The 24,030-nt window shown below is 67.3% G+C and carries 21 protein-coding genes; 9 read left to right on the top strand and 12 right to left on the bottom strand.

The genetic code is table 11. From position 1 onward, the window contains the following. The first annotated feature begins 263 nt into the window (after positions 1 to 263). Positions 264 to 2,468 (top strand): TonB-dependent siderophore receptor, encoded by a 2,205-nt coding sequence (locus tag IB268_RS10735; protein WP_370540021.1) that lies wholly within the window; start codon positions 264 to 266, stop codon positions 2,466 to 2,468. Between the two features lie 58 nt (positions 2,469 to 2,526). Here IB268_RS10735 and IB268_RS10730 read toward each other — a convergent pair whose 3' ends face one another. After that, positions 2,527 to 3,078, bottom strand: coding sequence for a Dps family protein (locus IB268_RS10730; RefSeq protein WP_013393536.1), 552 nt, complete (start codon positions 3,076 to 3,078; stop codon positions 2,527 to 2,529). A 192-nt stretch (positions 3,079 to 3,270) separates the two neighbouring features. Here IB268_RS10730 and IB268_RS10725 point away from each other — a divergent pair, with 192 nt between their 5' ends. Then, entirely contained in the window at positions 3,271 to 4,446 is a 1,176-nt protein-coding gene (locus tag IB268_RS10725; protein ID WP_054456803.1) for an MFS transporter, read from the top strand. 55 nt (positions 4,447 to 4,501) lie between these two features. Here IB268_RS10725 and IB268_RS10720 read toward each other — a convergent pair whose 3' ends face one another. Further along, complete coding sequence (locus IB268_RS10720; protein ID WP_013393534.1) at positions 4,502 to 4,714, bottom strand: YbdD/YjiX family protein; 213 nt, start codon at positions 4,712 to 4,714, stop codon at positions 4,502 to 4,504. A gap of 20 nt (positions 4,715 to 4,734) precedes the next feature. Next, positions 4,735 to 6,816, bottom strand: a complete 2,082-nt coding sequence (locus IB268_RS10715; RefSeq protein WP_054456802.1) for a carbon starvation CstA family protein — start codon at positions 6,814 to 6,816, stop codon at positions 4,735 to 4,737. Positions 6,817 to 7,131: 315 nt separating this feature from the next. On the opposite strand from IB268_RS10715, the gene IB268_RS10710 reads away from it, so the two are divergent. The 7 genes from IB268_RS10710 (at position 7,132) to IB268_RS10680 (ending at position 14,584) form a co-directional block, all read left to right on the top strand. Further along, positions 7,132 to 8,550 carry a cache domain-containing protein gene (locus IB268_RS10710; protein ID WP_054456801.1) on the top strand — a complete coding sequence of 473 codons (1,419 nt, stop codon included), beginning with the start codon at positions 7,132 to 7,134 and terminating at the stop codon, positions 8,548 to 8,550. Continuing rightward, complete coding sequence (locus IB268_RS10705; protein WP_125470788.1) at positions 8,547 to 9,203, top strand: response regulator transcription factor; 657 nt, start codon at positions 8,547 to 8,549, stop codon at positions 9,201 to 9,203. Before IB268_RS10710 ends, IB268_RS10705 begins: the two co-directional genes overlap by 4 nt. Before the next feature lie 161 nt (positions 9,204 to 9,364). Beyond that, on the top strand, positions 9,365 to 9,910 hold the full coding sequence (gene folE / locus IB268_RS10700; protein ID WP_119451110.1) for a GTP cyclohydrolase I FolE: 546 nt from the start codon (positions 9,365 to 9,367) through the stop codon (positions 9,908 to 9,910). A gap of 215 nt (positions 9,911 to 10,125) precedes the next feature. Then, a complete protein-coding gene (gene tauA / locus IB268_RS10695; RefSeq protein WP_192354212.1) occupies positions 10,126 to 11,154 on the top strand; it encodes a taurine ABC transporter substrate-binding protein in 1,029 nt (342 codons plus the stop codon). 91 nt (positions 11,155 to 11,245) lie between these two features. Continuing rightward, positions 11,246 to 12,079 (top strand): taurine ABC transporter ATP-binding protein, encoded by an 834-nt coding sequence (locus IB268_RS10690; RefSeq protein ID WP_192354211.1) that lies wholly within the window; start codon positions 11,246 to 11,248, stop codon positions 12,077 to 12,079. After that, the gene (locus IB268_RS10685; RefSeq protein ID WP_054456796.1) at positions 12,072 to 12,899 is read left to right on the top strand and encodes an ABC transporter permease subunit; all 828 of its coding nucleotides are present in this window, start codon (positions 12,072 to 12,074) and stop codon (positions 12,897 to 12,899) included. Before IB268_RS10690 ends, IB268_RS10685 begins: the two co-directional genes overlap by 8 nt. Positions 12,900 to 13,006: 107 nt before the next feature. Beyond that, complete coding sequence (locus IB268_RS10680) at positions 13,007 to 14,584, top strand: PLP-dependent aminotransferase family protein (RefSeq protein ID WP_119451108.1); 1,578 nt, start codon at positions 13,007 to 13,009, stop codon at positions 14,582 to 14,584. On the opposite strand, the gene IB268_RS10675 is transcribed toward IB268_RS10680, so the two are convergent. The 9 genes from IB268_RS10675 to IB268_RS10635 form a co-directional block, all read right to left on the bottom strand. Continuing rightward, positions 14,564 to 15,979 (bottom strand): FAD-dependent oxidoreductase, encoded by a 1,416-nt coding sequence (locus IB268_RS10675; RefSeq protein ID WP_192354210.1) that lies wholly within the window; start codon positions 15,977 to 15,979, stop codon positions 14,564 to 14,566. The two genes, IB268_RS10680 and IB268_RS10675, sit on opposite strands and share 21 nt — an antisense overlap. A gap of 33 nt (positions 15,980 to 16,012) precedes the next feature. After that, positions 16,013 to 16,405, bottom strand: a complete 393-nt coding sequence (locus IB268_RS10670; RefSeq protein ID WP_192352025.1) for a nuclear transport factor 2 family protein — start codon at positions 16,403 to 16,405, stop codon at positions 16,013 to 16,015. 189 nt (positions 16,406 to 16,594) lie between these two features. Continuing rightward, positions 16,595 to 17,335 (bottom strand): SDR family oxidoreductase, encoded by a 741-nt coding sequence (locus tag IB268_RS10665; RefSeq protein WP_192354209.1) that lies wholly within the window; start codon positions 17,333 to 17,335, stop codon positions 16,595 to 16,597. Positions 17,336 to 17,485: 150 nt separating this feature from the next. Then, positions 17,486 to 18,457, bottom strand: coding sequence for a GTP-binding protein (locus IB268_RS10660; protein ID WP_175213263.1), 972 nt, complete (start codon positions 18,455 to 18,457; stop codon positions 17,486 to 17,488). A gap of 1 nt (position 18,458) precedes the next feature. Further along, positions 18,459 to 20,114, bottom strand: coding sequence for an amidohydrolase (locus IB268_RS10655; protein WP_192354208.1), 1,656 nt, complete (start codon positions 20,112 to 20,114; stop codon positions 18,459 to 18,461). A 28-nt stretch (positions 20,115 to 20,142) separates the two neighbouring features. After that, the gene (locus tag IB268_RS10650) at positions 20,143 to 21,165 is read right to left on the bottom strand and encodes an ABC transporter ATP-binding protein (protein WP_054456790.1); all 1,023 of its coding nucleotides are present in this window, start codon (positions 21,163 to 21,165) and stop codon (positions 20,143 to 20,145) included. Next, positions 21,162 to 22,163, bottom strand: a complete 1,002-nt coding sequence (locus IB268_RS10645) for an ABC transporter ATP-binding protein (protein WP_054456789.1) — start codon at positions 22,161 to 22,163, stop codon at positions 21,162 to 21,164. Before IB268_RS10645 ends, IB268_RS10650 begins: the two co-directional genes overlap by 4 nt. Then, on the bottom strand, positions 22,160 to 23,062 hold the full coding sequence (locus IB268_RS10640) for an ABC transporter permease (protein WP_125470795.1): 903 nt from the start codon (positions 23,060 to 23,062) through the stop codon (positions 22,160 to 22,162). The genes IB268_RS10645 and IB268_RS10640 overlap by 4 nt, the downstream gene beginning before the upstream one ends. Further along, positions 23,059 to 24,027, bottom strand: coding sequence for an ABC transporter permease (locus IB268_RS10635; RefSeq protein ID WP_054456787.1), 969 nt, complete (start codon positions 24,025 to 24,027; stop codon positions 23,059 to 23,061). The genes IB268_RS10640 and IB268_RS10635 overlap by 4 nt, the downstream gene beginning before the upstream one ends. Positions 24,028 to 24,030: the final 3 nt, after the last annotated feature.

The following is a 24,030-nucleotide window of genomic DNA, read 5'->3' as shown; positions in this document are numbered from 1 at the left end:
ATTCCGCAACGGCTACGGGCCGAAGCTCGTCCATGCCGGATTCCGGAGGATTGGCGATGCCGCAAAGCATTGTGGTGCCGGCGCAAAACCCGGCGTGCACTCCCGCTGACATAATTCTGAACGCTTCAAATAGAAATCGTTCTCAATTAAATCATGCACATCCGGCTTTGGGTTGAGCATCTGCGGCGGGCGTTGTGAAAACCCCACCCTGCCCGCCCGGTCCGCATGCTGCGTTGCCTGTGGAGTAGAACTTCGTGCTGTCCCTGTCCAACCAACGCCTGAACTACGCCGCAGCGGCGCTGTTCTGCGCGCTTCATACCGCCGGCGCCGCCGCGCAGACGACCTCGACGCAGGATGATCACATCCAGCAGTTCCCCACCGTGCAGGTGCTCGGCACCGCCGAAGAGGAAGTGAAGGAAGCGCTGGGCGTCTCGGTGATCACGGCCGAGGAAATCGCCCACCGTCCTCCCACCAACGACCTGTCCGACATCATCCGGCGCGAACCTGGGGTCAACCTGACCGGCAACAGCGCCAGCGGCTCACGCGGCAATAGCCGGCAGGTCGACATCCGCGGCATGGGGCCGGAAAACACCTTGATCTTGATCGACGGCAAGCCCGCCACCTCCCGCAACGCCATCCGCTATGGCTGGAGCGGAGACCGCGACACCCGCGGCGACACCAACTGGGTGCCCGCCGAGGAAGTCGAGCGCATCGAAGTATTGCGCGGCCCCGCCGCCGCGCGCTATGGCTCGGGCGCGATGGGCGGGGTGGTGAACATCATCACCAAGCGGCCCACGGACAAGCTCAGCGGTTCGCTGACCTACTATCTGAACCAGCCCGAGAACAGCGACGAAGGCAATACCAACCGGGTCGGCATTCGACTGAGCGGCCCCATCAGCGACACCCTCAGCTTCCGGCTCTATGGCAACTACAACAAGACCAACCCCGACGCCCGCAACATCAACGCCGGCCGCTCGCTGCTCAACGGCGACGGCCAGGCGGAATCGGCCGGCCGCGAAGGCGTGATCAACCAGGACCTGAACACGGTCTTCTCCTGGCGTCCCGACAACCGTAACACGCTGGACCTGGAAGCCGCCTTCAGCCGCCAGGGCAACCTCTATGCCGGCGACACGATGCTGAACTCCACCACCAAGTTCACCGACAGCCTGTACGGCAAAGAAACCAACGTGCTCTACCGCGAGAGCCTGAGCCTGACGCATCGCGGCACCTGGGACTGGGGTACCTCGCGCGCCTCGATAGGCTATGACTACACCCGCAACGCGCGCCAGAACGAAGGCCTGGCCGGCAGCGGCGAAGGCAGCCCGATGGACCTGGGCTGGTCCACCTCGCGCTTGAAGAACCTGCGCGCGGCGGGCGAGGTCAACGTCCCGTTCAAGCTCGGCTTCGAGCAGGTCGCGACGGTAGGCGTGGAATGGCTGCGCGAATCCCTGGACGATCCCGCCAGCCTGCGCCAGACCTACACGGGCGGCGTCATCGGCGGCGTGGCGCCTGGCAACCGCGATCCCAAGACCACGCAGAACAGCTACGCGCTGTTCGTCGAGGACAATATCGAGGCCGGGGAACGCACCACCCTGACGCCGGGCGTACGCCTGGACCACAACGAGAAGTTCGGCAACAACTGGAGCCCCAGCCTGAATGCCGCCTACAAGGTCACAGAGGCCTTCAGGCTCAAGGGCGGCATCGCGCGGGCATACAAGGCGCCGAACCTGTACCAGTCGAATCCGAACTACCTGATGTACAGCCGCGGCTTCGGCTGCCTGGCCTCGCAGGCCAATCAGAACGGCTGCTACCTGGTGGGCAATGAAAACCTGTCGCCCGAAACCAGCGTCAACAAGGAAATCGGCTTCGAGTACGACCCCGGCAGCTGGCGCATGAGCGCGGCCTACTTCCGCAACGACTACAAGAACAAGATCGTGGCCGGCACGGACATCGCCTATCGCCTGGCCAACGGCGCGCGCGTGCTGCAATGGAGCAACTCGGGCAAGGCCGTGGTCGAGGGGCTGGAAGGCAATCTCTTCATTCCGCTGGCGCCCAGCCTGGACTGGAACACCAACTTCACCTACATGATCCAGAGCGAAAGCAAGGACAATGGCCAGCCGCTGAGCATCATCCCGAAGTACACGATCAATTCCACGCTGGATTGGTTCGCCACGGAAAAGCTGTCGTTCCAGGCCAACCTGACCTACTACGGCAAGCAGGAAGCCCCGACGTTGAACCCGCGCCGCGGCGAAACCATCACGGGCCAGGGGTTGCAAAGCGTCAGCCCCTACGCCCTGGTCGGGTTGAGCACGGGCTACGAGCTCAACAAGAACCTGCGCTTGCGCGTCGGCGTCAGCAACCTGCTGGACAAGAAGCTCTACCGCGAAGGCAACGCGGGCGAAGCGGGCGCCGCCACCTACAACGAACCGGGCCGCGCCTACTACGCGACGGTCACCGCGTCGTTCTAAGGCGGGCAAGCCAGCCGCGCGGCCCGGTGGACAGGGCGCGCGGGGCTCGCCTGCGGCCTCAATGGCCGGTCGAATCCCCTTCCCGGCTGGCTTCGAACAGGAACCAGGTGCGCCGTTCGGTCTCGTCGATCCAGTTCTCGATCAGGCTGGAGCTGGCGATGTCGCGGTGCTCGTCGGTGATGTTGTGCGCTTCGCGCAGCGCCGCGGCCAGGACCTTGTTGTCCTCGCGCAGCTCGGCCAGCATATCCAGCGGCTGCACGTAGTCCGCGTCGTTATCCGAAATGCGCTGCGAACGCGCGATGTGGCCGATGGAACGCAGCGTCGTGCCGCCGATCTTGCGGATGCGTTCGGCGATGGGATCCGTCATGGCGAACAGCTGGTCGCCCTGCTCGTCCAGCAGCAGGTGGTAGTCGCGGAAATGGGGGCCGCTGACGTGCCAATGAAAATTCTTGGTCTTGAGATACAGCGCGAACACGTCGGCGAGTATCTGGTTCAGCGCGGCGGAAATATCCCTGGTGGCCGCCGACGCCAGGTCGGTCGGCGTCGCCAGCGGGCGCTTGCGCCGCTCTTTCAGGGCTTTGGTGGTCTTCTCATCCAGTTTCTTGGCCATGGGTCGCAACTCCTAGGAATGATGGTGAAAACACACGCGCGGCGCGAGGCTTGCTTGCGCCGCGACTTCGCTAGCGTAAATCCGCACGCGTTCTTTTGCCAATGTCCGGGATCAAGGCGCCCTCCCTTCTGAAATCCGGTCCGGCTAGGAGTATGCTACGGCGCGTCAATTCAGCCGGATCCCTCCATCGCTATGCGCGGCAACCCCGACCCCAGGCAAGGCGCCATCGCCCTGCACGGGTTTTACTTCCTGTATTACGGCCTGCAGGGAGTCAGCATCCCCTTTCTGCCCCTGTGGTTCGCCAGCCGCGGACTGGATCCCGCCGTCATCGGCCTGATCGTCGCCACGTCCTTCCTGCCCAAGATCCTGTCCACGCCCGTGGTCGCCCACGTCGCCGACCAGACCGGCCGCGCCCATGCGCTGATTGCGGCGGCGCTGGCGGCGTCGCTGGCGCTGTTCGTCTGCTATCCGTTCAGCAGCGCGCCCGGCTGGCTGTTGGCCATCACGCTGTTGCTCAATGCCGTGTTCCCGGCGGTGCTGCCGCTGATGGACCGCATGGCCATCGCCAGCGGCCGGGGCCAGGGGAGTTCCTACACCGTCATGCGCGCCTGCGGCTCGCTGGGTTTTGCCGTGGTCACCCTGGCGGGCGGCTACCTGATCAAGACGTTCGACGCCGACTGGGTGATGTGGCTGTCCATCGTCCTCATCATCGCCTGCCTGGCCTGCGTGCGGCTGCTGCCTCGGGCGGCGCGCCCCGCTGCGGGCGAAGCGCTCGCGCCGGCGGTCCGCCTGCCCATGCTCGAAGTCCTGCGCGACCGCCCGCTGCTGATGTGCATCGCTGCGGCCTCGCTGGTCCAGGCCAGCAACGGCTTCCTCTATTCCTATTCCACGCTGTACTGGACCGCCAGCGGCCTGTCGACCGCGTTGATTTCCATGCTGTGGGTGGTAGGCGTTGCCAGCGAGGTCCTGTTCTTTTTCCTGGCGCCCCGCATCCTGGCCCGCACGGGCGCGCAATGGCTGATCCTGGCGTCCGCCGTCATGACCGCGATCCGCTGGGCCGGTCTGTCCGCCACCACCGATCCGGCGCTGATCGCGGGCCTGCAACTGCTGCAGTGCTTCACGCTGGCGGGCAATAACGCAGCGATCATGTGGTACATCACGCGCCACGTGCCCGCCGCCATCAAGACCTCGGCCATCGCGCTCTACGCGCTGCTGTCGGGAGGGGTCTTCATGTTCGCCAGCATCCAGCTGGGCGGCGCGTTGTACCGCAGCTATGCGCCGGGGGGATTTCTGGTGATGTCGCTGTGCGCGATCGGGGCGGTGCCTTTGGTGGTCTACGCCGAAAGGGTACGCAGAAAGTCGGTATAACCCGTCGCCGCCTGCGCCCAACGAAAAAAAGGCCTCGCAAGCGAGGCCTTTCCTGTCAGCAGCAACCGATCCGCTTCTTCCCGCCATAACGCGCGTCCTGGCGCTCGCGGAAGAATGCTTCGTAAGTCATCGGCTCCTGGTCAGGGTGCGTGCGCCGCATGTGCGCCACATACGTCTCGTAGTCCGGCACGCCGACCATCAGCCGGAGCGTCTGCCCCAGGTAGCGGCCGGCGGCGCCGGCCGCGGAACTCATGTTGGTGAACAGCATGCGTCGTCTCCCTGTTGCGCTCAGTCCGCGCCGGCGGCGGCCGGCAGCGTTTCGTACGGCATTTCGCGGGCGGTGGGCTTGTTCTCGTTACGCGCGCGCTGCACCGAACGCAGGCCGAACACCACGATGCTCACCACCACGAAGATGAAGATCGCGCACAGGCCGGCGTTGATGTAGTCGTTGAAGACCACGCGCGACATTTCGCCCAGGGACTTGGCCGGAGCCAGGACCTTGCCTTCGGCGATGGCCGCGTTGTACTTGTCGGCATGGGCCAGGAAGCTCACGCGCGGGTCGGCGTGGAACAGCTTCTGCCAGCCGGCGGTCAGCGTGCATGCCAGCAGCCACAGGGTCGGCAGCACCGTGACCCAGGCGTAGCGGTCACGCTTCATCTTGAACAGCACCACGGTGCCCAGCGTCAGCGCAATCGCGGCCAGCATCTGGTTGGCGATGCCGAACAGCGGCCACAGCGTGTTGATGCCGCCCAGCGGATCGACCACGCCCTGATACAGGAAGTAGCCCCAGGCCGCCACGCACAGGCCGGTGGCAATCAGGTTGGCAGGCAGCGAGTCAGTGCGCTTGAGCGACGGGGCGAAGGTGCCCAGCAGGTCTTGCAGCATGAAACGGCCCGCACGGGTGCCGGCGTCGACAGCAGTCAGGATGAAGAGCGCTTCGAACAGGATGGCGAAGTGGTACCAGAAGGCCATCATGCCCGGGCCGCCGATGGCCTGGTGCAGGATGTGCGCCATGCCCACGGCCAGCGTCGGAGCGCCGCCGGCGCGCGAGATGATGGTGCTTTCGCCCACGTCCTTGGCGGTCTGGATCAGGTCCGCGGGCGTCACCACGAAGCCCCAGCTGGAGACCACCTGGGCCACCTGGTCGGGCGTGGTGCCGATCACGGCCGCCGGGCTGTTCATGGCGTAGTAAATGCCCGGCTCGATCACGCAAGCCGCCACCAGCGCCATGATGGCCACGAAGGATTCCATCAGCATGCCGCCGTAACCGATGTAGCGGGCCTGGGTTTCGTTCTCGATCAGCTTGGGCGTGGTGCCCGAGGAGATCAGGGCGTGGAAGCCCGACACCGCGCCGCAGGCGATGGTGATGAAGAGGAACGGGAACAGGTTGCCCGACCACACCGGACCGGTGCCGTCGACAAACTGGGTCAGCGCGGGCATCTTCAGCTCGGGCGCGACCACGACGATGCCGATGGCCAGGCCGACGATGGTGCCGATCTTCAGGAAGGTCGACAGGTAGTCGCGCGGGGCCAGCAGCAGCCACACCGGCAGCACCGAAGCGATGAAGCCGTAGATGATCAGGATCCAGGTCAGGCCCTTGCCGTCGAAGTCGAACATGGGGCCGATCACCGGGTGCGCGGCCACGTCCTGGCCGAAGGTGATGGCGGCCATCAGGCCGACGAAACCGATGATGGACACTTCGCCGATCTTGCCCGGGCGGATGTAGCGCAGGTACACGCCCATGAACAGCGCGATGGGAATGGTCGCGGCCACCGTGAAGGTGCCCCAGGGCGAATGCGTCAGCGCCTTGACCACGATCAGCGCCAGCACGGCCAGGATGATGACCATGATCATGAAGGCGCCGAACAGCGCGATCACGCCCGGGATCTTGCCCAGCTCGGACTTGACCAGGTCACCCAGCGAACGGCCGTCGCGGCGGGTCGAGATGAAGAGGATCGTGAAGTCCTGCACGGCGCCGGCGAACACCACGCCGGCCAGGATCCACAGCATGCCCGGCAGGTAGCCCATCTGCGCGGCCAGCACCGGGCCCACCAGGGGGCCAGCGCCAGCGATGGCGGCGAAGTGGTGGCCGAACAGCACGTGCTTGTTGGTGGGCACGTAGTCCAGGCCGTCGTTGTGCTTCCAGGCCGGCGTCATGCGCGTCGGATCCAGCTGGAACACGTTCTTGGCGATGAAGCGGCTGTAATAACGGTATGCGATCAAATACACGCATACGGCGGCGATCACCACCCATAGCGCATTGATGGTCTCCCCTCTGGCCAGCGCCACGGTGCCCAGCGCGAACGCGCCCAGTACCGCAACCGCCAGCCAGACCAGGTGCTGACCCAGTCCCTTACTGCTGGTTTGCATAAGTGCTCCTCTAGCCTCCCGCCATGCTTTTGGCGTGAAACGCTTTTATCGTCCCGCGGAAGGCAGACTCATTGTTGTGGGGTGGCGGACGCGCGCGCGTCCACGCAGCGCCGTGTCGACGCGGACGCTAGTATTTCGTTTTGACTACGCAGCAACAAGCGCGAAACTACGCAATTCCGCTACGTGTTACTACGCAATGCGCCGCAGCATGATTTGGCGAAAACCGTAAAATCACGACTGAAATTTCCCGATCCTGACTGCGGCAAGCAAAATGCTGCGCCGCAATATTCGCGTTCGCGCTGATACAAATCCTTCATGAAGCTGCGCCTGAAAATCCTGCTGCTCGCCGCGGTGCCCTTGCTGGTGGCCGTCGCCGCCATCACGGTGGCCGTCTACGTGCAGGGCCTGCAGCTGGCGCAGCGCGAAAAGCAGGTCGTGGAAAACGCCTGGCTGGCCAGCAAGGAAGGCGAGCTGCGCCACTACGTCAACCTGGCCTACAGCGCCATCGCCCCCCTGCAGGCGGCGGCCGACGATGACGCCACCCGCCAGCGCGCGCTGGACCTGCTGGCGCAGATGGAATTCGGCCACGACGGCTACTTTTTCGTCTACGACCTGAAGGGCAGGAACCTGATGCACCCGCGCCAGCCGGAGCTGGTTGGGCAGGACCTTTGGGAACTGCGCGACACCAAGGGCCAGCCCGTCATCCAGAATCTGCTGACCGCCGCCCGGCGCGGCGGCCAGGACGGCGAAGCGGTGCACTACCTTTGGGAAAAGCCGTCCACCCACCAGACCGAGGAAAAGCTGGGCTACGTGGTGGTGCTGGAGCGCTGGGGCTGGATGCTGGGCACCGGCATCTACCTGGACGACGTGCAGCAGGCGCTGGAGCGCATCGACGCCGCCGCCCAGGCCAATATCCGCAGCATGTTCGCCTGGGTGGCCGGGATTGCCGCCGTGTCCATCCTGGGCGTGGCGGCCTGCGGCCTGGCCTTGAACATCAGCGACCACCGCCAGTCCGACGCCAAGCTGCGGCTGATGGCGCGCCAGCTGGTGCGTTCGCAGGAAGACGAGCGCGCACGGCTCTCGCGCGAGCTGCATGACGGCATCAGCCAGGTGCTGGTGTCGATCAAGCTGTCGCTGGAAGCGGCGCGGGAACGGCTGCGGCAGACGCTGCCGGACGAGCCACGCGTCCTCGCTCATATCGACACCCCCTTGGGCGGCGCGCTGGACCGATTGAATACCGCCGTGGGCGAAGTCCGCCGCATTTCGCACAACCTGCGGCCGACGCTGCTGGACGACCTGGGCCTGCCGGCCGCACTCGAACATCTGGGCCGGGAATTCGCCATTCCCAGCCAGGATGGCGCCCCGCCTCTGGCCGTGCGCCTGCACACCGCCGGGCAGCCGGTGAAGCTGCCCGAGGCCTATGCCACCGCCCTGTTCCGGGTCACCCAGGAAGCCCTGACCAACGTCATCCGCCACGCCGGCGCCACCCGCGCCGACATGACGCTGGCTTATTCGCCGCGCGACCTGCGCCTGACCATCGCCGACGACGGCCGCGGCTTCGACTATGCCGAGGTGCAACAGGATCCGCGCCGCGGCATCGGCCTGCGCAATATGCGCGAACGCATGAACGCGCTGTCCGGCACGCTGACTTTCCGCTCGACTTCCCACGGCACGGTGCTGCAGGCCTGGCTGCCGCTGCCCGCCGCCCCTCTCCCCGCGAGTTCCGACGCATGAACCACAAGCCCGACGCCATCCGGCTGCTGCTGATCGACGACCACCCGCTGGTGCGGGACGGGCTGCGGCTGCGCCTGGAAACCGTGCCGCAACTGCGGGTGGTGGGCGAAGCCGGCAACGCCGCCGCCGCCCAGGCCTTCCTGGCCGCCTGCCTGGCCGAGGACCCGCAAGGAGGCACCTTGCCGCACTTGGCGCTGATGGACCTGAACATGCCCGGCGTGGGCGGGCTGGAACTGACCGCCCTGCTGCACGAGCGCTACCCGCAGATCGCGGTGCTGGTGCTGTCCATGCACGACAACCCCGAATACATGGTGCAGGCGGTCAAGGCCGGTGCGCGCGGCTATCTGCTGAAGGACGAACCGGCGCATGAGATCGTCACCGCCATCGACGCGGTCATGGCAGGCCGCAGCTATTTCAGCGCTGCGGTCGCGGTGCGCCTGTCGCAGGCCACGGCGCCAGCCACCATGCTGACGCAGCGCGAACGCGACGTGCTGCGCCACATCGCCAGCGGCGAGGCCAACAAGCAGATCGCGCAGGCGCTGGGATTGTCGGTGCGCACGGTGGAGACCCATCGCCTGAACATCAAGCGCAAGCTGGGCATAGACGGCCAGGCCGAGCTGATCAAGTACGCGGTCGAGAACCGAGGGATGTAGCCCCCACGCCGCGCACGCTACGCGCGCTTGCTGCCCCCCGAGGGGGCTGTTTCCCCTTGGGCCGGCCCGGCGGGGAAACCCTTCTTGTGGCCTGAGGTAGACTTGCAGCACTACGCTACACAGTAAAGCGCCGCAACCAGCGCCGCCCCCAGGAGTCCCCGATGTCATTGGAAAAGAACTACACCGCCATTCTTCAAGAACTAGGGGAAGATCCGTCCCGCGAAGGGCTGGCCGATACGCCCGCCCGCGCCGCCAAGGCCATGCGCCACCTGTGCCGCGGCTACGGCCAGAACCTGGACGAAATCGTCAATGGCGCGCTGTTCACCTCCGACACGCGCGAGATCGTGCTGGTCAAGAACATCGAGCTGTACTCGCTCTGTGAACACCACATGCTGCCCTTCATCGGCAAGGCGCACGTGGCCTACCTGCCCAACGGCAAGGTGCTGGGTCTGTCCAAGGTCGCCCGCATCGTCGAAATGTACGCGCGCCGCCTGCAGATCCAGGAAAACCTCAGCCGCCAGGTGGCCGAGGCCGTGCAGTCGGTGACCGGCGCGGCCGGCGTGGCCGTGGTGATCGAGGCCCAGCACATGTGCATGATGATGCGCGGCGTGGAAAAGCAGAACTCGTCCATGGTCACCTCGGTCATGCTGGGCGAATTCCACGACAATCCGTCGACCCGGGCCGAGTTCCTGAGCCTCATCCGCTAGGCCGATCCCCCTCTCCCCCTTTTGGCGCATATCGCGGGCCCGCCCGCCGCGCCGGCCGCGCCAGTCCTGGCGTTGCCGGCGCGGCGGGCGGGCCCGGACCTTTTTGGCTCCTACTGATTAGGGCATCTGGCCCTAGCGTTCTGGCTCCATCCGGGCAAACTGGCTCCAGCATGCCGGTCGCGCCGGAGCGCGGCCGTTCCCTCCCGGAGATCTCCATGAACGCGATATTCCGCCTCATCCGCCGCTGCACCCTGGCCGGCCTGGCCGCCGCGCTGTTGGCCGCTCCCGCCTATGCCCAGACCAAGCTGGTGGTCGGCTACCAGCTGATCGTGGGGCCATTCCTGACAGCGATCGCCGACGGCAGTTTCGACAAGGCCTTGAAGGACGCCGGCTACCAAGTGGACTGGCGCCAGTTCACCTCCGGCGGCGACATCTCCACCGCGCTGGCCTCCGGCAATGTGCCGGTCGGCGTGCTGGGCTCCACCGGCATCACCGCGGCCGCCACCCGCGGCGTCGACATGGAGCTGTTCTGGATCCTGGACAACATCGGCAAATCCGAGGCGCTGGTGGCGCGCAACGGTTCCGGCATCAACAGCACGGCCGACCTGAAGGGCAAGCGCGTCGCCACGCCCTTCGTGTCCACCTCGCACTTCCATCTGCTGGTCGGGCTGGAACAGGTCTGGAAGATCAATCCGCGCGACGTGCGCATCCTGAACATGCAGCCGCCGCAGATCGTGGCCGCCTGGCAGCGCGGCGACATCGACGCGGCCTACGTCTGGCCGCCCGCCCTGACCGAGATCGCCAAGAGCGGCAAGATCATTGCCGACTCGGAACAGATCGGCAAAGCCAGCGTGCCAACCTTCGACGGCATCGTGGTCGATCGCGCCTGGGCCGCCAAGAATCCGAAGTTCATGGCCGCCTTCACCAGCGTTTTGGCCAAGTCCTATGCGGACTACCGCGCCAACAGCGCCAAGTGGACCGCCGATTCTCCGCAGGTCAAGAGCATCGTCAAGCTGATCGGCGGCAAGCCCGGGGACATGGTCGAAGCGCTCCAGCTGCTGGTCTTCCCGACCGTGCAGGAACAGGCCTCCAATGTCTGGCTGGGCGGCGGCAAGGAATCGGGCGCCGCGCGCGCCTTCGCGGCCAGCGCCCAATTCCTGAAGGACCAGAAGCAGATCGACCGCGCCCTGGCCGACTACAGCCCGCACGTCACCGACAAGTACGCCAAGGCGGCCGAGAAGTAAGGAGCGCTTGCGGCCAAGGCGGCCCGTCCGGCGCCGCCTGCCCAGCGCCACGCAGGGCTGCGCGCAGCCCGTCGCAACCAGGGGAGCCGGCATGACCATGCAGTCCTCGTCCGCCACGCATAACCTGTGCGCGGAAAAAGTAAGCGTCACCTACCCCGGCCTGCACGAAAGCGGTCCGGTCATCGCGTTGCAGAACGTCAACCTGACCATCCAGCCTGGCGAGTTCGTCGTGGCGCTGGGCGCCTCGGGCTGCGGCAAGACCACCTTGCTCAGCCTGCTGGCCGGCTTCCTGTCGCCCACCGAGGGCGAGATCACGCTGGGCGGCCGGCCTATCGTGGGTCCCGGCGCCGACCGCGGCGTGGTGTTCCAGAAGCATGCCCTGCTGCCCTGGCTGAACGTGCTGGAGAACACCGAGTTCGGCCTGAAGCTGCAAGGCGTGGACAAGGAAACGCGCCGCGCCCGCGCCCGCCGCAATCTGGAGCTGGTGGGCCTGCAGGACTTCCACCGCCACATGATCTACCAGCTGTCCGGCGGCATGCAGCAGCGCGTGGGCATTGCGCGCGCGCTGACCTGCAACCCCGCCATGCTGCTGATGGACGAGCCCATGGCGGCGCTGGACGCGCTGACCCGCGAAACCATCCAGGAGCTGCTGCTGGACATCTGGCGGCAGACCAACAAGATGTTCTTCTTCATCACGCACAGCGTCGAAGAAGCGCTGTTTCTGGGTTCGCGGCTGATCGTCATGTCGCCCCGCCCGGGCCGCATCACGCATACCTTCACGCCGGACTTCAACCGGCGCTACCTGGAGACCCGCGATGGCCGCAGCATCAAATCCAGTCCCGACTTCATCGCCATGCGCGAACAAGTCCTCGGCATCATCTATGGCGACGAGCGAGCCTCCTCCCCCCAAGGCTTCCATGGCTAGCAGCCGCCCGGGACACAAGCCCGCCGCGCCGGGCAAGGTCTACGGCGCGCCGGGCGCGGGCTACAGCGGCCACATCAGCCTGATCACCAGCCTGGCGCTCATCGGGCTGTGGTTCCTGGTGACCAGCGCCGGCTGGGTGCGGCCATTGTTCCTGCCCTCGCCCCTGGCGGTGTACGACAAGTTCGTCTCGGCCATGACCGACGGCGTGGCCAACTCCACGCTGACCGAACATGCGCTGGCCAGCCTGTCGCGGGTGTTCGGGGCCTTCTTCCTGGCCTGCGTGACCGCCATTCCCGTCGGCATCCTGATGGGCGTGAACCGGTACGCGCGCGGCATCTTCGATCCGCCCATCGAGTTCTACCGCCCGCTGCCGCCGCTGGCCTACCTGCCGCTCATCATCATCTGGTTCGGCATCGGCGAGTTCCCCAAGGTCCTGCTGATCTACCTGGCGATCTTCGCGCCCATGGCGATCGCGGCGCGCGCCGGCGTGCGCTCGGTGTCGATCGAACAGATCCACGCGGCCTACGCCATGGGCGGCACGCCTGCGCAGGTGGTCTGGCACGTGATCCTGAAGGCCGCCATGCCGGAGATCTTCACGGGCATGCGCATCGGCATCGGCGTGGGCTGGACCACGCTGGTGGCCGCCGAAATGGTGGCCGCCGACCGCGGCCTGGGCTTCATGGTGCTTAACGCCGCCCAGTTCCTGGCCAGCGACACCGTCATCATGGGCATCATCGTGATCGGCGTGTTCGCCTTCGCCTTCGACCTGCTGGTCCGTTATCTGGAGAAGTTCGCCATTCCGTGGAAGGGACGGGTCTGAAACGCGCCCGGGCAATCCCTCATTTCGTCCCCCATCCGGCTCCTCTATCCTCAAGAGCGGCGCCTGCGCAGCGGCTACCGGCTGCGCGGCCTAGACAAGGAGCCGTCATGTCCAGCCAGGCCTCGATGCTCAAGCCTGTGTTGTGGGAGCGCCTGTTCGAACGCGAAAGCGCGCCCAACCTCAGCCTGCAGGGCTGCGTGCGCCAGATGCTGGTGTCCGCCATCCTCAGCGGCCACCTGCCGCCGGGCACGCCGGTGCCGTCCAGCCGGCATCTGGCCGACCAGCTGCGCATCGCGCGCAACACCGTCGTGTTCGCCTACCAGCAACTGGTGAGCGAGGGTTATCTGGTGTCGCGCGAACGCAGCGGCCACTTCGTCAGCGACACGGTCATGCGCGGCCATTCCGGTCCGGCTGCCGACGCCCCGCCCGCCGACGGCGGCGAGCCGGACGTGCGCTGGGACGAAAGGCTGCGCTTCCGCCCGTCCCGGCAACGCAACATCACCAAGCCGCGCGACTGGCAGAAGCAGCCCTATCCCTTTGTCTACGCCCAGTTCGACCAGGACCTGTTCCCCACCGCGGAATGGCGCGAATGCTGCATCAAGGCGCTGTCGGTGCTGGACATCCGCAGCTGGGCGCCGGACCTGATCACCCACGACGACCCCGCGCTGATCGAGCAGATCCGCACCCAGGTGCTGCCCCGGCGCGGCGTCTGGGCCGACGCCGAGGAAATCGTCATCACCGTGGGTGCGCAGCATGCGCTTTACCTGCTGGCCGACCTGCTGGTCAACGAGGACACGGTGGTCGGCATGGAAGACCCCGGCTACCCTGACGCCCGCAACATCTTCGCCAGCCACACGCGCAATCTGCTGCCCCTGCCGGTGGACGAACAAGGGCTGTGCACCGGCACCCATCTGCTGGGCTGCGACTACCTCTTCGTCACGCCGGGCCACCAGTGCCCCACCACGGTCACGCTATCTCCGGAGCGCCGCCAGAACCTGCTGACGCTGGCGCGCCAGGCCGACAGCCTGATCATCGAGGACGACTTCGAAAGCGAAAGCCGCTGGGGCGAAGGCGCGATTCCCGCCTTGAAGAGCCTGGACCGCGACGGCCGCGTGATCTACGTGGGCAGCCTGGCCAAGTCCTTCGCGCCCGGCCTGCGCATCGGCTACATCGTGGCGCCGCGCGAGCTCACCGCGGAACTGCGCGCCCTGCGCCGGCTCATGCTGCGCCACCCTTCAGCCTACATCCAGCGGGCGTTTTCGCTGTTCATTTCGCTGGGGCACCACCATTCGCTGCTGCGCAGGCAATCGCAGGCCTACCAGGAGCGCGGCACCGAACTGGCCCGCGCGCTGGCGCGGCACCTGCCCGATTTCAAGGTCATACCCATTACCGGATCCTCGTCCTGCTGGCTGCAAGGCCCGCCCTGGCTCAACGCCTGCGAGCTATCCGAGGCCGCGCTGGCCGAGGGCGTGGTGGTGGAACCCGGCGACGTCTTCTTCATGAACGGAGCCGACGCGCCGCGCAACTTCCTGCGGGTCGGCTTCACATCGATCCGGCCGGAACACATCGAGCCGGGGATTGCCCGGCTGGCCAAGGTGGTCGACCGCTACCGCGGCCGCGCCGCGGACGGCAAGCAGGCCCCGCAGGGCCCGGACTTGCACGCGCTAGAGCACTTCGTCTCTTAGGTAGTACCAGCGGTACAGCAGGCCCTGGCCCAGCCTGCGGAACGGCGCGAACATATGCCCCGGCAAGGGCGAGTCGTAGATCGGCAGGTCCCAGGCCACGCCGTCCTTGCCCATCATGCGTTGCGCCAGGCGCTTGCCCGCGTGGGCCGAGAACGCCACGCCATTGCCCCCGTAGCCGAAGGCGTAATAGACCGGCTGCGCCGGGTCGGGCTGGGTCACGCGCGGCATCATGTCGTGGCTCACGTCCACCCAGCCCCACCAGGAATAGTCCACGTCCACGCCCGCCAGCGTGGGGAACTTGCGCGCCAGCCCTTCGCGCAGCAGAGCCAGATGGCGCGGATGCTGCGCGTCGGCGCCGCGCAGCGCGCTGCGGCTGCCGATCTGCATGCGGCCGTCGGGCAGCAGGCGGTAATAGAAGCGCAGGGTTCGCGTGTCGGTGATGAACACCGTGCTTTTGAGGCCCGCTGCATCGCGTTCCGCCGGCGTCAGCACACGCGTCACCAGCGAGTTCGACAGCACCGGCATGATGCGGTTGTCCAGCAAACGGTTGACGCCCTGCGCGGTATAGCCGCCAGTGGCGAACGCCACGCGCCGCGCGCGCACATAGCCGTTGGGAGTCTGCAGCCGCACACCGCCATTCTCGGCGCGCCAGCCCAGCACCGGGCTGCCCGGATGGATGCGCACGCCCAGGGCCCGCGCCTGCCGCATATAGCCATAGGCGAGCTTCAACGGATGCACGCCCACGCCATCCGGCTCGTGCATCGCGCCCACCGCCTCGCGGTCGTACACGTAGCGTTCGCGCAATTCCTCCCGGTTCAACATCCGGGCGTCATAGCCGAACACCTCGCGCATCACGCGGGCTTCGTTTTCCAGGAACGCCATCTTCTTCTGGCGGTGCGCCGTGTACAGATGGCCGCCAGGTTGCGCGTCGCAATCCACCTGGGCCACCAGGCTCTTCCAATATTCGAATCCTTCGCGGATCTCCGCGTCCAGGCGCTTGGCGGTCGCCAGGCCCCAGCGCGCTATCCATTGCGAACGGTACAGGCGTCCGGACGCATTCTGTCCCTGTCCGCCGTTGCGGCTGGTGCAGCCCCACACCGCGCGATTGGCCTCGAGCACCACGGCCTTCACGCCAAAGTCGCGCGCCAGCGTCAACGCCGCCGACAGCCCGGTAAAGCCCGAGCCCACGATCACCACGTCGGCGTCGATATCGCCGTTGACGGGGCCGTCATCCTCGGGCGGTTCGCCGGCGGTCGCGACCCAGTAGGTGGGCGCGTAGTCCTGCCCGCGGCCGGGCGGGGACACCAGCGGATCGTAGGCCGGGTTGTAGGCGCTGATCGCCGTCCGGCCAGCGGGGGCCGGACCTACAGGTTGGAAGGACATTTGAGTATCCATGCTGCGTTCCGGTTGCTGGATGCGGGTGCGTGTTCAACCGCGGGCCGGCAATACCGGGCGCTGCTTGCGGTAGGCGTTCTTCACGCGGATCTTGCCGTCCTGGAAGGTGAAGACGTCCACCATGTCCGCCTCCACGCGGGAGCCGTCGGCGGCGGTGCCGGTAAAGGTCGATTGGGACACGCCGCGGTCGCCTGCGACCCAATGCGTGCCGTTCCGCCACTGCGCATCGGGGAAATTCGCCCAGGCCGCCGCGAAGGCCGCCCGCACCGCCTCGCGGCCTTCGTGCCGCGCGCCCCATCGCTCGGGGCCGGCCACGGTCTCGAACACGCAGTCGTCGCTCATGAAGGACATCAAGGCGTCGATATCGTGGCGGTTCCAGGCCGCCGCGAATTCGGCCAGCATGTCCGCGGTGACGGTCTTCTGCATTGCATACCTCCGGTAGACGCGGGCGCAACACGCGCCAGCATTCAGGACCAAAGGTAAGTGAGCCCCCAGGCAGGGTCTAGAACCAGAAACGGGAAATCGCTTGCACCAGAAGCGACATCGGGTGGCAGGCCGCGCAATGCGCAACCGGCCGCCCGGTTGGGCGTCCAGACGTGTTGCGGACGGCGCCGGCTACAGCGTCATCCCGCCATCGGCAGTCAGGCTGGCCCCCGTCATGTATCCCGATTCGGCGCCGGCAAGCCATGCCACCAGCGACGCGATTTCATCGGCGCTGCCGACGCGCTGCAACGGGATCAGCGGAACGACCGCATCAAGATGGTTGACCGTCATATCGGTCTGGATCGGCCCGGGCTGCACGTTGTTGATGGTGATGCCGCGGGGTGCAAGATCGATCGCGATGCCTTTGACCATCGTCGCCACCGCCGCCTTCGTCATCGCATACACGCTCACGGTCGGCCCGCCGATGCGCGCGGCCAAATTGCTGCCGATGGTAACGATGCGGCCGCCGCGCGCAAGGTGCGCAGCGCCGGCCTGGATCGCCAGGAACACGCCGCGCACATTGACGGCCAGCATCTGGTCGAGATCCGCCACGCTCACGTCGGCCACCCCGCCCAACTTCAGGATGCCGGCGTTGACCACCACGATGTCGAGCCGTCCGAAATGCTCGGCCGCGCGCGCGGCGGCCAGGCGAATCGCCTCCGAGTTCGCGCTGTCGGCATGAATGGCCAGCGCCCTCGCCCCGCCCGCTTCGATCGCGGCCGCGGTCTCGCGCGCGCGCTCGGGCGCGGAAACATAGGTGAACGCCACGTCCGCGCCGTCGGCCGCCAGCCGCCGGACAATGGCGGCGCCGATGCCGCGCGAGCCGCCGAATACGATTGCGGCCTTGCGCAAGCCCCCGGAAATGCCTGTCATGATTCGCTCCTTGTAAGCCGATAGGTCAGTAAGCAGCCGGGAGAAGGGCCGGCTATCGAACCGGCGAATTCTCCCGCTTGCCTCGAATCGGTCAACAAGGAAAAAATTGACAAGCAATCCAATAAATCTATACCTATCTACGCCCGCCCCTCACGCCGCCGCCGGCGCCAGCCAGGCGTCGACGTCCGCGGGATCAACGGCGCCGCGCATGCCGATCAGCACCAGCGACGGCTCGTCCAGATCCTCGGGCGGCCTGGCCTGCGTGTCGTAGCGCACGCGCCGGCCCGCCAGTTGCACCAGCACCAGGCCGTGGCGATCGGTGCGCACCCAGCCCTTTGCCCGCAGCAGCTGCCTGGGCGCGTCGCGCAACCGGCTGGCGAGCCGGTCGGCGTCCAGCAGCGCGGGCGCGTGCCACAGCCAGCTCTGGAATGGATGGTCGGGGTCGTCGGGCATCGCGGCGTGGACGTGTCCCGCATGGCCGCAAGCGCCGCTTGCGCATTCATGCGCAACGCTGCAAGACCCGCCTTCGCCCAGCAGATGGCGCAGGTCCACGCGCCCTTCGCGCGTCTCGACCATCGCGGCCCCGCGTGTCGCCGCTTGCAGCCATGAACGCAACGACGCCAGTTCGGCGGCGGACGCCAGATCGGTCTTGTTCAACACCAGCAGATCCGCAGCCTTGAGCTGGCGTTCCACGGTATCGGCCAGCAAGGGATCCGCCGCCAGCGTGCGCACGTTCGCGGCATCTGCCAGCACCACCACGCCCTCAAGCTGCAGCATGGGATCCGACATGCCGACCTGCGCGATGCGGCCCGGATCCGACACCCCGCTGGCCTCGATCACGATCCATTCCGGCAAGGGGTCCAGCGCCAGCACGCGCGCCAGGGCATCGTCCAGGCCGCCCGCCATGGAACAGCAGACGCAGCCGTTGGCCAGCCTGATCACCTGGTCGCTGCGCTGCGCGATCAGCCCGGCATCGATATCGACCGGGCCGAAGTCATTGACCAGGACCGCCGCGCGGCGCTGGCTGCGGGACAACACATGATTGAGCAAGCTGGTCTTGCCCGCGCCCAGGAATCCGCCCACCACGGTCAGCGCAATTCGCGGTGCGCCATGGGCCGCCATCTCAGGCTTCCCGCAGTGGCAAGGGCCTGCCGCCGATCACGGTGCCCAGTACGCGCACGTCCTTCAGTTTCTCGGGCGCCACCTCCAGCGGATCGTCCTGCAGCACGCAGAAGTCCGCATGCTTGCCGACCTCGATGGAGCCGACCAGGTGATCCAGGTGCAAGGTGTAGGCCGCGCCCAGCGTGACGGCATGCAAGGCCTGCTCCACACCGATGCGTTCGGACTCCCCCAGCACCTTGCCCGACGAAGTCTGGCGGTTCACGGCGCACCAGGCCGTGAACAGCGGTCCCAGCGGCGTGATGGGCGCATCCGAATGGATGGAGAACGGCACGCCGGCGCGCGCCGCCGAGGCGCAGGCGTCCATGCGCCTGGCGCGGTCCGGCCCCATGGTCAGCGCGTGATGGGCGTCGCCCCAGTAGAAGATGTGGTTGGCAAAGAGATTGGCGCACATGCCCAGGCTGGCCATGCGCCGGAACTGGGCCGCGTCGGCCATCTGGCAATGCTGCAAGGTATGGCGGTGATCGCGCCGCGGGCTGCGGCGCAAGGCGCGATCCACCGCGTCGATCGCAAGCTCGGTGGCTTCGTCGCCATTGGTGTGTATGTGCAGTTGCACGCCGGCGTCGTGGTAGGTCTGGACCATTGCGTCCAGCTCGGCCGGCGCGATCACCCAGATGCCGTTGGGCGCGCCGTTGTAGTAGCCGGGCCAGCGCAACCGGGCGGTAAAGCCCTGGATCGAACCGTCCACCACCAGCTTGACCATGCCCAGATGCAGCTTGTCGTTGTTCAGGCGCCGGGCCTCGGCCAGCTTGGCCAGGCAGCGCTGCGGATCGCCCGCGTAGGTCAGCGCGGACGCGGCCGGCACGATGCGCACGGGATAGTCCGGTTCGGCGGTGATGCGGGCCAGCGTCGCCAGGCCCTCGTCGCCCAGTTCATTGACCAGGTCCGTGGCCGTGGTGACGCCCGCCCACTGCGCCACCTTGCCGAACATGCGCAGGCCCTCTTCCGATACGCCCACGGTGCGGAATGGACTGCCAATCAGGCGCATGACGGGGAACATCGCGGCGAATTCGCAGAGTTCGCCGCTGGGCCGTCCGTCTTCCATGCGCGTCACGCCCTCGATGTCGGTATCGCGGTCTATGCCGGCGCGCGCCAGCATGGGCGTGTTCACGTTCATCAGGTGCATGCTGGCATGCATGACCACCACGGGCCGCTCGGCGGACACCGCGTCCAGGTCCTGCACGCGCATGCGCGCGCCTTCGAAGAAGATCGGGTCGAAGCCCCAGCCTATCAGCGTCTCGCCGGCCGCCAGGACGCGTTCGGCCTCGCGCAGCCGCGCGGCCACCGCATCGAAACTCTTCAAGCCTTCCCACAGCCTGCCATCGGGTCCGCGCCGGTCGTAGAAGCCCACGTACACGAACTTCCACATGCCGCCTTCCGGCAGATGGCAATGCCCTTCGACCAGGCCTGGCATGAGCACCCTGTCCGCATAGCGCTCGTCGAGGTCGGCCGGCCCCCAGCCCGCCAGTTCCTCGCGGCTGCCCACGCCCAGGATGCGGCCCTCGCGCACCGCCACGTGCGTGGCGCGGGGCTGCATCGGGTTCATGGTCAGGATGCTGCGCGCGGCATAGATCGTGGTTCGGGCGCGGGTGTCGGTCATCTGTCTGTCCTTCTATCGGAGGGTGGGCTCATCCCTGCAGCGGCGACGCCAGGACGCCATCGCGGGATTCGACGAAATGGCAGGCCACGCGGTGGCCCGGCGCGACTTCGCGCAAGCCGGGTTCGCGTGTGGTACAGAGCGGCTGCGCGGCCGGGCAGCGTCCGGCAAAACGGCAGCCCGGCGGCGGATCGACCGGACTGGGCGGATCGCCCGCCAGCCGCACGCGGCGCGCGGCCAGCTCGCGCCCGCCCTTCACGGTCGGCACCGCCGACATCAGGGCGACGCTGTAGGGATGCAGCGGCCGCGTGAAAAAGGCGTTGCGGGTGGCCTGCTCGATGATCTTGCCCAGGTACATGACGGCGATGTCGTCGCAGATGTGCTCCACCACCGCCATGTCGTGCGAGATGAACAGGAACGACTGGCCCTGCTCGCGTTGAATGCGCCGCAGCAGGTTCAGGATCTGCGCGCGGATTGCGATATCCAGGGCCGACACCGGCTCGTCGCAGACGATCAGGTCCGGCGCACTGGCCAGCGCCCGCGCCACGTTCAGCCGCTGCCGCTGGCCGCCGGAAAACTGGTGCGGAAACAGTTGCCGCTGCTCCGGGCGCAGGCCCACCAGTTCGAACATGCGGGCCACGCGCGCCTCGCGTCCGCCGGGCGGATCGATGCCCATCAGGTCCAGCGGCGCACGCACGATGTCGCCCGCCCGCTGGCGCGGATTGAGCGAGGAATACGGATCCTGGAACACCAACTGCACGCGGCGGCGCATGCGGCGCAGGGCGGAGCCGTTCAGCGCCGTCATGTCCGTACCGTCGAAGTGGATGGAGCCCGCGGTCGGGTCCGCCAGCCGCAGCACGGACAAGGCCGTGGTGGTCTTGCCCGAACCGGACTCGCCCACGATCGCCAGCGTGCGGCCGCGCTGCAGCTCGAAGGACACGCCGTCCACGGCCTTCACGACCACCGGCTTGCCGTCGCGGCCACGCCCGCCGATGGGAAAATGCACGGCAAGATCGCGCACGGACAGCAAGGCGGAAGATTGCGGTGACGTCATTGCGCGGTCTCCGGATACAGCCAACAGGCGACTTCCTGCCCCTCGCCTACACGGGTCAGGGGCGGAAACGCGTCGCGGCAGCGCGCCATGGCCTGCCCGCAACGTTCCATGAAGGGGCAGCCCGCGCCGCGCTCCCAGATCGAGGGCACCACGCCGGGAATCTCCGGCAGGTCCGGGCGCACGTCGTCGGGCTCGCGGTCCAGCTCCGGCAGACAGGCGATCAGCCCCTGGGTGTAGGGATGGCGGGGCTGCGCCAGGATCTCGCGCACGCCGCCCTGCTCCACCACCCGTCCGCCGTACATGACCACGACCCGGTCGGCCATCTCCGACACCGCGCCCATGTCATGCGTGATCAGCAGCACCGCGGTGCCGCGCCGCGCCTGCTGTTCGCGCAGCAGGTCGAAGATCTGCGCCTGAACCGTCACGTCCAGCGCCGTGGTCGGCTCGTCGGCGATCAGCACATCCGGATCGCAGGCCAGCGCGATGGCGATCATCACGCGCTGCCGCATGCCGCCGGACATCTGGTGCGGATAATCGTCCACGCGCCGCTCCGGCAAGGGGATGCCCACCGACTTCAGCATTTCGATGGCACGCTCGCGCGCCTGGCTCTTGCTCAGGCCCTGATGCAGCCGCAGGGGCTCCGCGATCTGGTCGCCGACCGTATACACGGGATTCAGCGCCGTCATGGGTTCCTGGAAGATCATGGATATCTTGTTGCCCCGCACCTGGCGCATGGCCTCCTCGTCGCGGCCGGCCAGGTCGTCGCCGCGCAGGCGCACGCAGCCCCCGCCGATGCGCCCCGGCGCTGGTATCAGCCGCATGATGGCCAGCGCCGTCATGCTCTTGCCGCAGCCGGACTCGCCCACCAGGCACAGGGTTTCGCCGGGGTTCAAGTCGAAGCTCACCGCGCTCAGCACCTCGGCGACACGGCCGCGCGACTGGAACTCGAGGCTCAGGCTGTCGACCTCCAGCACGGGCGCCTGCAGCGCGGCGTTCATGCCCGCCCCCGCGAGTTCGGGTTGAGCGCGTCGTTCAACCCGTCGCCGATCAGGCTGACGGCCAGCACGGTCAGGAAGATGGCGGCGCCCGGCAGGGTCACCGCCCACCACGCGGTCAGGATGTAGGGGCGATTGCTGCCTATCATCAAGCCCCAGCTCATGATGTTGGGGTCGCCCAGCCCCAGGAACGACAGGCCGGCCTCGAACAGGATCGCCGTGCCTATCGCCAGCGTCGCCGACACGATCAGCGGCGCCAGCGCGTTGGGCAGGATCACGCGCCAGATGATGCGCGCGTCGCCCGCGCCTATCACCCTCTCGGCCAGCACGTACTCGCGGCGCTTGAGGCGCAGGAACTCGCCCCGCGCCAGCCGCGCCGTGCCCGGCCAGCTGACCACGCCGATGGCGATGGCGATGGTCGCCAGCGACGGCGAAAACAGCGTCACCAGCACCATGGCGAACAGCAGGGTCGGCAGCACCTGGAAGAATTCAGTGATGCGCATCAGGGTTTCGTCGATCCAGCCGCCGTAGTAGCCCGCCAGCGCGCCGACCGTCAGCCCGATGGCCATGGACAGCACGGCCGCCACCACGCCGACCAGCAAGGTGGCTCGGCCTCCATAGACCATGCCGGTCAATACGTCCCGTCCAAGGTAGTCGGTGCCCAGCAGCGCGTCCGCGCCCGGCGGCGTCATGGGAGCGCCGGCGATCTCGAAGGGATCCGCCTCCATGATCATGGGCCCAAAGAGCGTCACGGCCAGAATGGCGGCCAGCAGCAGCACGCCAGCCAGCGCCGCGGGATTGCGCGCGAATACCCGCAAGGCCTCGTACGACGGACGGGCCGGCGGCCGCGCCGCCTGGCCTTGCATGGCGGCGATGGATACGGCGGGAGGAGTCTGGCTCATGAGGTCTTGATCCTGGGATCGATCAGGCGATAGGCCAGATCGGTAAGCTGATTCATCACGACCACCAGCAGCGAGGCGAACAGCAGGATGCCCAGCAGCGTGGGATAGTCGCGCCTGAGCACGGAGTCGAACGCCAGCCGGCCCAGCCCGGGCCAGTTGAAGACCGTCTCGACCAGGATCGCGCCGGCCAGCACGTTGCCGAACTGCAGGCCCAGCATGGTCACCACCGGCAGCACGCCGTTGCGCAGCGCGTGCTTGTAGAGCACGGAGCGTTCCGGCAAGCCCTTGGCGCGCGCGGTGCGGATGTAGTCGGCCGACAGCGCCTCCATGACGCTGGCGCGCGCCAGCCGGCTGTACTGCGCGAGGTAGACGAAGGCCAGGGTGAAGGCCGGCAGCACCAGGTGATGCAGCACGTCCAGCACACCCGCCCAGCCGTCCTGCGGCCCGCCGGCGGAACGCATGTCCGACACCGGGAAGATCGGCAGCGCCGAGGCGAACAGGATGATAAGGATGATGCCCGTCCAGAACACCGGCGCGGAGTAGCCCACCACCGACAACAGCGTGATGCCTTGCGACAGCGGCCCATTGGGCTTGCGCGCGGCCAGCGTGCCCAGCAGCGTGCCGGCCAGGAACGCGCTCAGCACCGAGGTCACCACCAGCAGCAGCGTGGCAGGCACGCGGTCCCAGATCAGCTGCGCCACCGGCACGTTGAAGAAATAGGAATAGCCCAGGTCGCCCCGCAGCACCTGCATCAGGTAGATGCCCAGTTGCGTCAGGAAGGGCTTATCCAGCCCGTACTGCGCGCGCAGCTGCGCACGCAGTTCTTCGCTGATGCCGCCCATGGAGCCCGCGATGGTCTCGACCGGATCGCCCGGAGAGATGTGGATCAGCAGGAAATTCAGCGTCACCACGGCCAGCAGCAGCACCAGCGCATAGGCAAGGCGGCGCAAGAGATAGCGCGTCATGGC

It is taken from the genome of Achromobacter sp. ACM01, assembly GCF_014851745.1.
In the GTDB taxonomy this organism is placed as follows: Bacteria; Pseudomonadota; Gammaproteobacteria; order Burkholderiales; family Burkholderiaceae_B; genus Achromobacter; species Achromobacter aegrifaciens.
Note: the sequence above shows the minus strand (reverse complement) of the source record. Positions and strands in the feature narration are given on the sequence as shown.

What these genes read in the sequence shown, in the direction of transcription:
- IB268_RS10730 (WP_013393536.1), bottom strand. Translation starts at nt 3,078, where the DNA reads ATGGCCAAGAAACTGGATGAGAAGACCACCAAAGCCCTGAAAGAGCGG.
- IB268_RS10725 (WP_054456803.1), top strand. Translation starts at nt 3,271, where the DNA reads ATGCGCGGCAACCCCGACCCCAGGCAAGGCGCCATCGCCCTGCACGGG.
- IB268_RS10720 (WP_013393534.1), bottom strand. Translation starts at nt 4,714, where the DNA reads ATGCTGTTCACCAACATGAGTTCCGCGGCCGGCGCCGCCGGCCGCTAC.
- IB268_RS10715 (WP_054456802.1), bottom strand. Translation starts at nt 6,816, where the DNA reads ATGCAAACCAGCAGTAAGGGACTGGGTCAGCACCTGGTCTGGCTGGCG.
- IB268_RS10710 (WP_054456801.1), top strand. Translation starts at nt 7,132, where the DNA reads ATGAAGCTGCGCCTGAAAATCCTGCTGCTCGCCGCGGTGCCCTTGCTG.
- IB268_RS10705 (WP_125470788.1), top strand. Translation starts at nt 8,547, where the DNA reads ATGAACCACAAGCCCGACGCCATCCGGCTGCTGCTGATCGACGACCAC.
- folE (WP_119451110.1), top strand. Translation starts at nt 9,365, where the DNA reads ATGTCATTGGAAAAGAACTACACCGCCATTCTTCAAGAACTAGGGGAA.
- tauA (WP_192354212.1), top strand. Translation starts at nt 10,126, where the DNA reads ATGAACGCGATATTCCGCCTCATCCGCCGCTGCACCCTGGCCGGCCTG.
- IB268_RS10690 (WP_192354211.1), top strand. Translation starts at nt 11,246, where the DNA reads ATGACCATGCAGTCCTCGTCCGCCACGCATAACCTGTGCGCGGAAAAA.
- IB268_RS10685 (WP_054456796.1), top strand. Translation starts at nt 12,072, where the DNA reads ATGGCTAGCAGCCGCCCGGGACACAAGCCCGCCGCGCCGGGCAAGGTC.
- IB268_RS10680 (WP_119451108.1), top strand. Translation starts at nt 13,007, where the DNA reads ATGTCCAGCCAGGCCTCGATGCTCAAGCCTGTGTTGTGGGAGCGCCTG.
- IB268_RS10675 (WP_192354210.1), bottom strand. Translation starts at nt 15,979, where the DNA reads ATGGATACTCAAATGTCCTTCCAACCTGTAGGTCCGGCCCCCGCTGGC.
- IB268_RS10670 (WP_192352025.1), bottom strand. Translation starts at nt 16,405, where the DNA reads ATGCAGAAGACCGTCACCGCGGACATGCTGGCCGAATTCGCGGCGGCC.
- IB268_RS10665 (WP_192354209.1), bottom strand. Translation starts at nt 17,335, where the DNA reads ATGACAGGCATTTCCGGGGGCTTGCGCAAGGCCGCAATCGTATTCGGC.
- IB268_RS10660 (WP_175213263.1), bottom strand. Translation starts at nt 18,457, where the DNA reads ATGGCGGCCCATGGCGCACCGCGAATTGCGCTGACCGTGGTGGGCGGA.
- IB268_RS10655 (WP_192354208.1), bottom strand. Translation starts at nt 20,114, where the DNA reads ATGACCGACACCCGCGCCCGAACCACGATCTATGCCGCGCGCAGCATC.
- IB268_RS10650 (WP_054456790.1), bottom strand. Translation starts at nt 21,165, where the DNA reads ATGACGTCACCGCAATCTTCCGCCTTGCTGTCCGTGCGCGATCTTGCC.
- IB268_RS10645 (WP_054456789.1), bottom strand. Translation starts at nt 22,163, where the DNA reads ATGAACGCCGCGCTGCAGGCGCCCGTGCTGGAGGTCGACAGCCTGAGC.
- IB268_RS10640 (WP_125470795.1), bottom strand. Translation starts at nt 23,062, where the DNA reads ATGAGCCAGACTCCTCCCGCCGTATCCATCGCCGCCATGCAAGGCCAG.
- IB268_RS10635 (WP_054456787.1), bottom strand. Translation starts at nt 24,027, where the DNA reads ATGACGCGCTATCTCTTGCGCCGCCTTGCCTATGCGCTGGTGCTGCTG.